Source organism: Simiduia sp. (assembly GCF_058345725.1).
Genome location: NZ_JBTUOC010000050.1, coordinates 21,070 through 29,472, shown reverse-complemented (window position 1 = coordinate 29,472; position 8,403 = coordinate 21,070). Strand labels below are relative to the sequence as shown.

The 8,403-nt window shown below is 55.6% G+C and carries 5 protein-coding genes; 3 read left to right on the top strand and 2 right to left on the bottom strand.

Annotation, left to right across the window (positions count from 1 at the left end):
* A partial coding sequence (locus ACW8F6_RS11700) for a DUF748 domain-containing protein (RefSeq protein ID WP_491576051.1) occupies nucleotides 1–2,844 on the bottom strand: 2,844 nt, incomplete at its 3' end.
* Nucleotides 2,845–3,048: 204 nt separating this feature from the next.
* On the opposite strand from ACW8F6_RS11700, the gene ACW8F6_RS11695 reads away from it, so the two are divergent.
* Entirely contained in the window at nucleotides 3,049–3,609 is a 561-nt protein-coding gene (locus ACW8F6_RS11695) for an ATP-dependent zinc protease family protein (RefSeq protein WP_491576050.1), read from the top strand.
* A 225-nt stretch (nucleotides 3,610–3,834) separates the two neighbouring features.
* The gene (locus tag ACW8F6_RS11690) at nucleotides 3,835–5,478 is read left to right on the top strand and encodes a glycerol-3-phosphate dehydrogenase/oxidase (protein WP_491576049.1); all 1,644 of its coding nucleotides are present in this window, start codon (nucleotides 3,835–3,837) and stop codon (nucleotides 5,476–5,478) included.
* Here the strand turns inward: ACW8F6_RS11690 and ACW8F6_RS11685 are convergent.
* Entirely contained in the window at nucleotides 5,432–6,253 is an 822-nt protein-coding gene (locus tag ACW8F6_RS11685) for a spermidine synthase (protein WP_491576048.1), read from the bottom strand. The genes ACW8F6_RS11690 and ACW8F6_RS11685 overlap by 47 nt on opposite strands.
* A 388-nt stretch (nucleotides 6,254–6,641) precedes the next feature.
* On the opposite strand from ACW8F6_RS11685, the gene ACW8F6_RS11680 reads away from it, so the two are divergent.
* A complete protein-coding gene (locus tag ACW8F6_RS11680; RefSeq protein WP_491576047.1) occupies nucleotides 6,642–8,372 on the top strand; it encodes a M28 family metallopeptidase in 1,731 nt (576 codons plus the stop codon).
* Nucleotides 8,373–8,403: the final 31 nt, after the last annotated feature.

The window sequence follows — 8,403 nt, the reverse complement described above, 5'->3', positions numbered from 1 at the left end:
CTCAGCCTTAACGAATATCCGCTCCGCTGAGAGACCGAGTTGCTGTACCAAGTATTGCTTGACGGCGATGGCACGAGCTTGCGCCAAGGTATGCAGCGGTGCGGAGGGCATGGGCAGTTGTTCAAGTAGCAAGTCGTGCAGGACTGTAGCATCGCTAGGCGCGCTGTCTGCAGGCAGTGCCAAGCGCTCGATCGCCTGCGCTCGCCAGGCAGCGCTGCGCGCGTCAATATCCGCCTCGCTGAGTCCCGCAGCTAGCAAGGCCTCTCTGAGCTGTTGGGTTTTGATAGCGCGGCCTTCGCCCTCGGCATCCACATCGCCACTGATGCCCAGCCGGAGTTGGGGCCTTTGCGCCAAGGCTTCATTGAGCGCCTGCAAGGTGGCGATTGCGTTGGGGCCAATGTCGGCAGACAGGGGCGAGAAGTCGGCCTGACCTAAATCTTCCTGGGTATCTACCAAGGAGGCGAGAAAGCTGAAGGGTGCGGTGACCAGCTTCATAATACTGTTGCGTACTGCCGCCCACACGACGGCACCGATGCTGAAACTGGGGTCGTCGGTAGTGCCGCGAACCGGTACTGCCAGATCGGCTACGCCTTTTTCATCGGTTAGCAGGGCCAGGGCCAGGCGCAGCGGTATGTCTACAAGACGGCGCGAGTCTACTCGCTCGCCTAAGGTGAGTTGATCCAAGACGACGCGGTTATGGCCGACAATGCGCTTGTCTTCTAGCTGATAGTTCAAATGGACGGATAGCAACCCTTTTTCAATCTGCCAGCCGGTAAACGTGGTGGAGTAGGGGTTGAATACGCCGAGATCCATGGCGGTAAAGTCCAACGCCAAATCCATGCCGGGATCGGCTTTCAGTGGCAGTATCTGCCCCTTAAGGTTGACGGGCGCATAGCCGTCTACATTGCCGGCGAGGGCGACCAGCCAGGGTTGCTTTGCATCGCTACTAAGGTTGCGAATGGCACCACTGAATTGCTGAATTTGGGTGCTGAAAGTGGATAGGGGGGTTTGATCGGTAAATGCAATGCGTGCGTCTTCCAGGGCTAACTGCCGCAGCGTCCAGGCGAGCGCCGGCGCGCTGGGCTGGTTTTCACGCTCTGGGGTGGCGGCCGTTGCTTGGGGTGTCTTGATGAGCGCACCTAAATTGGTGGTGCCGTCGGGTAGGATGTGTAGCTGTGTGGTCAGCTGTTTAAAGTGCAATGTTTCTGCACGCAGCTGTTGTTCTGGGTGGTCGTAGTGCAGCTCCCTAAGTTGCATTGCTGCAATGCTGGCCAAGCTGTCGCCCTGCAGGTCGTTCAGTTGGAAGTCATCGATGTGCAATTGCGCCTTGGCTTGCAAGGGGCGTGCGTCGCGAATTTGCAGCTGGCTTTCGAGTTTAAGCAAGCCCTTGTCGATGCGCGCCTCCAGGTGGTTATCCAGCACTGGATTGGCCCAGGCGAGAGGCAGGTCTTCGATCACCAGTTGTATCTCTGCCGCGAGTGCCGGCAGTGTGAGGTCACCTGTCAGGGCAAGCTTTGCCTGTTCGTCAACGTGTAATTGAGCTACCAAATTGGCGGGTTGGTTTTGCAGGTTTAGTTGATCGATGCGCAGGTCGACGGGACTTAGCTGAAGCTGCCGTCGGTCTAATTCCTCCACTTGCCAGCCGATGCGAGCGGCGTGCAGCTGGGTGCGGTCGATGGTCAAGTTCCAGCGGGCTTCCGTTGCGCCGGAGACCGGCTGGACAGTTGCTGGTGCCCCGTGTGGTGCCGCCGGATTGGGTGTGGTGCCCGCTGCGTTGTCGGTGAGGCTGAACATCTCTACCAGGCCAACCCGTCCCTGAGAGTGACCGCTGTCGATGGTCAATCCGGTGAGATCTAGACTGCTGAGCTGTGCGTTGCGAGTATTGCCGTCTATGCGTGCAATTTCAGCCGTTAGATTTTGCCACTGCAGTTGAGCCGGCGCTAACGAGCCCAATGTGGCCGCCGCCGAAGGTTTGTGCGCCAGCGCCATATGGCCCAGGGTTGCGCGTGAATTTTCGATGTGCCAGCTTAGGTTGTTTGACCAATCGATGTGGTAGTTTAATTCCACATCCAGACTGCCCGAGGCGAAGTCAAAATTTAATTGTGGCTCCATAAACTGCCAAATGGGCAACAATGAAAAGTCGCTCAGTAAAAGGCGGCCCCAGGTTTTAGACTCCTGGGCAGCTACTTCGCCCTGCCATTCAATGGCGCCTCCCTGTGCGCTGTTTGCGCGCAAGAAATAGCCATCACCCTCAGGATTCAAGGTGGAAAAGTCGGCCAGGACAAAATGAAAATCTCGCAGGCCTGTGCTAAAAGGTTTTTCTCTGTGAAGGTCGGTAAACTGGAGCAGCTGGGCATCCAATTCTAATTCGCCTATCCAAACACGCGGTAGCTGAAAGGGCGTATTTGACGTGGTTGCGACGCCGGTGTCTGGCTCAGCTAGCGACGCGCGGTGTTGCAAAATGTCGGAAAAGTTGTACTGGTCTGCGCCGGTTTGGCTCGCCTGGATGTGCAGCCCCAATAATCTGATTTCGTCTATGCCAAGGGCACCGTAGTAGCCGCTGGCAATCAAAGATGGATTCACTAGCAGGTGTTTTACCGACCAAAACGTGCTGCCATCCGGATTTTTATCCTCTATTCCGTAACCAAATAGGGCCAGTGTCAACGGATTGAAACCTATCAGCTGGTACTCTAGGGTCCTGCCTGTTTGCGCCTGATAGAGTGGCTTAGCTAGGTAGTTTATCAACGGGAGTATGACGGCAACACTCAACAGCAGGTAAGCGCCATAAAATCTCACCAGCAACTTGAGTAACGTTAATATTCGACGGTGGCGCCCTGTGGCCATGGCGATATCATCCCTGTGTGATTGTTCAAAGGTGACTATGGTAGGGGAGGCAACCGCGAATGACTAGCGCGTTTTCGCCTGTGGAATCCGTAGGTTAAGGCTGGGGCCTTAGTGTATGATCCAGCGCGTTTGCAGGGTGCTGCGGAACTTAACGGGCGGCGGCAGGTCTGCCTTTAGTCGACAAAATTTCAAGGCGGGGTATAGATGACAGTGGTTTCTAAACAATTGATGCACATCGGCCTGTTGGCACTGGTCAGCCTGTGGCCAGTTTCGGGTTGGGCAGAAGGCAGCACCAAGGCGCCAAAGATGGTTTTGGGCTGGCTGGAGTCTACGCGGTTGGTGCCGTCGAACATGCGCGTCAAAACCAAGCTGGACCCAGGTGCAAAAACCTCGTCAATGCAAGCGAAAAACCTGGAGTACTTTAAGAAAAACGGAGAAACCTGGGTGCGCTTTGATTTCACCGACACCAACCTGGACACCAAAAAGGAGCAAACCGTAAGGCTGGAAGGGCCATTGGTCAGAGAGGTTGTTATCAAGCGTCACGGAGCAAAGAATGTGACGCGCCCTGTGGTGGCTATGAATTTTTGTTTGTATCACCAGGTTTACCGGGCCGAGTTTAGCCTGGCCGATCGCGGCAAGTTTAATTATTCGATATTGCTGGGGCGCTCTTTTCTTTCCAAGGTCGCCCTGGTGGACTCCTCGGAAATATTCCTGAGTAAGCCCGAGTGCGAGGGCAATAACTTTATCCAGGACGCGCTTGAGTAAACCACAGCGATGGCGCTAGTAACCATTAGCTGGCGCCCATTGCCATTATTTTTTGTACACGCGACCAATAATCGGCAACATAATCCGCGTTTTACTGACAATTTTGCGGTGGATAGTTTCGGGTGTCCCTCTGGCCTGCTATAAGTACAGTGAAGGGGTTCAATTTATGGTTTCGGTGACTGTAAGGCGGGTGCTTAAGCATCCGAATCAGGGAGCACTTATTAGTTGTTAAGCCGGCGGGAAAGTATCAAAAAAGCCAGCCAGCCTGAAGCGGCGTGGGATCTGGTGGTGGTCGGTGGTGGTATCACCGGTGCAGGTGTGTTGCTGGAGGCGGCAAGGCGGGGCCTAAAGGCATTGCTGCTTGAGCAGCAGGATTACGCCTGGGGCACCTCCAGTCGATCCTCGAAAATGGTTCACGGCGGGTTGCGCTACCTGGCCCAGGGGGATTTCAGCCTCACGCGCGATTCCCTGCAGGAGCGGGAGTCGCTAATCACTGCACTGCCCGACCTGGTTCAGCGGCAGGGTTTCTTCTATTTGCTGGGACCCAAGGCGCCGCCTCGATTTGCGGTCAAGCTGCTGTTGCGCGCCTACGACTGGTTGGCCGGTATTAAAAACCATCATTTCTTTTCCAGCGGCAGTTTGGCGCTCGAGCTGCCCGGCCTTAACCGGAACTGCCACAAGGGGGCCTACTATTACACCGATGCTATTACCGACGATAGTCGATTGGTGTTGCGTCTACTGAGCGAAGCCGAGGCTTTGGGCGCCGTTTGCCTGAACTATTGCAAGGTCAACGAGCTGCAATTACGCGATGGCAAAGTAGTGGGTGTTCTCGCCACAGATGGCATAGACAAGGCCCCGCTTGAATTTAGTGCTGCTGCGGTGGTGAATGCCACGGGGGCCTGGGCAGACCGCCTGCGCAACCAAGTCAATGCCGAGCAGCGGGTGCGGCCACAGCGCGGCAGCCACATTTTAGTGAGCACTAAAAAGTTGCGCGTTACTGGTGCATTGACCCTGATGCACCCGGACGACGGTCGCTACCATTTTATCTATCCATGGGCGGGCAAAACGGTTATCGGCACCACCGATATCGACCACTCAACAGATCTGGATGTCGAGGCCAGTATTACCGAACCTGAATTGAACTACCTGCTGAGATCGGCAAATCTGGCGTTTCCCTCGGCCAAGCTTACCCGCGAGGATGTGATCTCCACTTGGGCAGGCGTCAGGCCAATTATCAGTTCCGACAAGGCCCGCGACCCCTCCAAAGAGCGGCGCGACCACGCTGTGTGGACAGATAAGGGCTTGATCACCGTGAGCGGCGGCAAACTCACTACATTTCGATTGATCGCTGAAGACGTACTGCGCGCGGTGGCGAGTGTGGTGCCCGAACCTTTGGCCAAGCGATGTGTGGCCGAGCCCGAGCAGCCGTGGATTGCGCCAGTGAGCACTACGCCCATGGACCTGCTTAGCCAGGGCGGGGAGTTGGCCGTGGAGTACCTGGGGCGCTATGGCGATCGGGCGGCTGAATTGGTGAAAAACTGTCATTGGAACAACCGCAGTGATGAACTGATTCCAATTTCCGATACCCGCTTCAGCTTTGCCGATTGTCGCTGGGTGCTGCAGCACGAACAGGTACAGCACCTGGATGATTTGTTATTGCGTCGAACTAATCTAGGGCTCCTGTTGCCGCGCGGTGGCGAAGTGGCCTTTGAAGAGTTAAAAAACCTGTGTCGGGAAGAGTTGTCCTGGGGCGAAGATATCTGGATGGCCGAATTGTCGCGTTACATGGATATTATCGACCGCTTTTACAGCCTGCCACCACTTACGGCTGATGGCGAAAAAAATCCCGGAATTGCAGTAAATGCTTAAATTGTTCCAATAGATTGAGCGCCAGCGCATCGCTGGTGCGTTTAACGTCTGGTGCATAGGCCGCCAGAGGTTTGTCTAAGGCCGATTTGCAGGCCAAAATCACAAAGTTGGCGGCGTCAGAGGAGGCGATAAGCACCTCTTTAAAGTGGGCCCCCAGCTCTTGAAAGCCCGGGTCATCAAAGGCCGGCAGCTGAGTAAAATTCAATACCAACCAACCTTTATCGCCGAGCAGGGCCGCGCAATCGGCCAGGTAGTGGCGGGACTTCTGATTGACATCCATACCATTGGCCAAATAAATGTCCGAAAAGACGACATCGTATTTTCCGGTCGGCTGGCCGTGCACAAAGCGGCGAGCATTGTCGCAGAAAATGGCAAGACGGGTATTGGGGCACAGGAATTCGGCGCTTAAAAAATACTGCTCGGCGATCAATTTTACACCGGGACGCAGTTCTACGGCTGTGTGTCGGCAGTCGGGTACCAGGTGAGCCACCGCGCGGATTAATGCACCGCCGCCCAAACCCAGGTGCAAGGCGTGAGTGGGGCGAATAAAGGCCATAACTAATAACATGGTACGTACGTAACGGTGCGCGGGCTTTGCGGGGTGTTTGATATCCATGGCGCTTTGCTCAAAGCGCTCGTCAAAGGTCAGTACTCGTTTGCCCGACTGTTCGTAGACAAAGATATCGCCGTACTCATCGTGCGTTTGAAATACGGGCTTGACGCGTCTGTGACGTAAAGCGTCCATGACAACGTGGCTGAAGTTGGATTTGGGCACTGACGTCAATCCTTTTGTCCGCGGCGGTGCAACTGTGCTTGGCGAAATCGTGTGGCCAATTCAGTGTAGCGTGAAGTGGCGTGCACATTAGCGTAGATTCCACCCATAAAAAACCGCGAAAAAATTGGGGTTAATGGCCTTCGGTAGCGATTTGAGTCGGTCCGCCGATTGCGGCCTGTAGCACCGAAGATGGGGCTTGGCAGGTGTCACAGCTGTCTACAGCGCAATCGTTTGACGCGCCAGCAGTGTGACACAGGTCGCGTCGAGCCTGGGGCCAGTGTGCGCACCTTGAGGCATTTGGGTTGTAGCTCGTCATATTTGGCATAACAAAGTTGCTTTCGGGTGTGGCCCGAATGCCGAACCTGCTGAAAGACCTCAGGAGTCTCACATGACTGTCCGAACCCACTTAGTGGCCGTTGCCGCTGCACTGTGCCTGTCTGCCTGTAGCAAAACGGCCGATGATCTAGACCAGCCAACTGTGCATGGCGCCGCCGGACTAGAGCCCGAAGCCCAGTTGGTGCAATTTGAGCAAGACTTGCATCAACATATTGCGGTATTGGCCTCAGATGATTTTGAAGGTCGCGCGCCTGCCTCGGCCGGAGAAGAAAAAACAGTTACTTATTTGGCGGAGGAATTTGCCAAATTAGGATTGGCGCCCGGTAATAATGACAGCTGGTTTCAGCAGGTGCCGGTTGTCAGTGCCAGTCTGACCAATGAGCCCTCCTTGCAGGTAATCGGCGGCCAAACGCCGCTGACGTATGTGCAGGGGCAAGACACCATGCTGTGGACCAAGCGCGAACAGGCCTCAGCGGTACTGTCGCACAGTGAACTGGTGTTTGTGGGCTACGGTATCGTCGCGCCCGAGTACCAATGGAACGACTATCAAGATCTGGATGTGCGCGGTAAAACCGTGGTGATTCTGGTCAATGATCCCGGCTACGCCACGCAAGATGACGCACTGTTTAATGGCAATGCCATGACCTATTACGGGCGTTGGACCTATAAATACGAAGAAGCCGCCCGCCAGGGAGCCGCTGGCGCATTGATTGTGCACGAAACGGGCGCAGCCGGTTACCCCTGGGAAGTGGTTTCCGGCAGTTGGTCGGGCGATCAAATCAGCCTGGCGCAGGACAATAAAGGTGCCGACCGCGTTGCCGTTGAGGGCTGGTTAAGCAGTGCCGCCGCAGAGCAATTGTTTGCCGCGGCAGGGCAGGACTTTAGCGCTTTGAAAAAGCAGGCCAGTAGCGGTAGCTTTATGCCGGTTGCCCTAGGGCTGAGCGCCAATACTGAACTCAAGGTTGCGCTGCGCTATTCGGAAAGCCGCAACGTGCTGGCCATGATACCCGGTAAAAAGCGCTCGGATGAAGTGGTGCTGTATATGGCGCACTGGGATCACCTGGGTAAAAAACCGGGTGCCGAAGGGCAGGATGTTATTTTTAATGGCGCCGTGGACAACGCCACGGGCACGAGCGCGCTGCTGGGCTTGGCGCGCAGCTTTATGGCTGTGGAAGATCAGCTAGAACGCAGTATTTTATTTGTCGCAGTCACAGCCGAGGAGTCTGGTCTACTGGGCTCGGCCTATTACAGTCAAAATCCTGTTTTCAAACCCTATAAGACCGTGGGTGGTATCAACATGGACGCTATGAATGTCAATGGCCCCATGGATGACGTAGTGGTTATCGGCTACGACGCCAGTGAAATGCAAGCGCTCTTAGCGCAGGCGGCGGCTAAGCAACAGCGCAAATTGGTGCGCGAACCCACGCCGGAGAAGGGCTTTTTCTACCGCTCTGATCACTTCAATATGTCGAAAGTCGGCGTGCCAATGCTCTACGCGAAGGGTGGCCAAGAGCACAGAGAGCACGGCTTGGCCTATGGGCAGGAGCAGGCGGCAGACTATGGCAGCCATCGCTACCACAAGCCAGCCGACGAGTACGACCCCAATTGGGACCTGCGCGGTGCCGCCGAGGACATGCAACTGTATTTTGACGTGGGTTATATGTTGGCCACCGGCGAGCACTATCCACGCTGGCACCCAAAAAGTGAATTTTCAGCCATAAGGGCGGCATCCATCGCCGCTTGCCAGGCTGCCGGCGAGCGCCGTTGTCCAACGGCGCAATAGCGACCTCGTAGCTACTGGCCCTGGCGCCTAT

Coding starts and splice junctions, on each gene's coding strand:
- ACW8F6_RS11695 (WP_491576050.1), top strand. CDS start 3,049: ATGACAGTGGTTTCTAAACAATTGATGCACATCGGCCTGTTGGCACTG.
- ACW8F6_RS11680 (WP_491576047.1), top strand. CDS start 6,642: ATGACTGTCCGAACCCACTTAGTGGCCGTTGCCGCTGCACTGTGCCTG.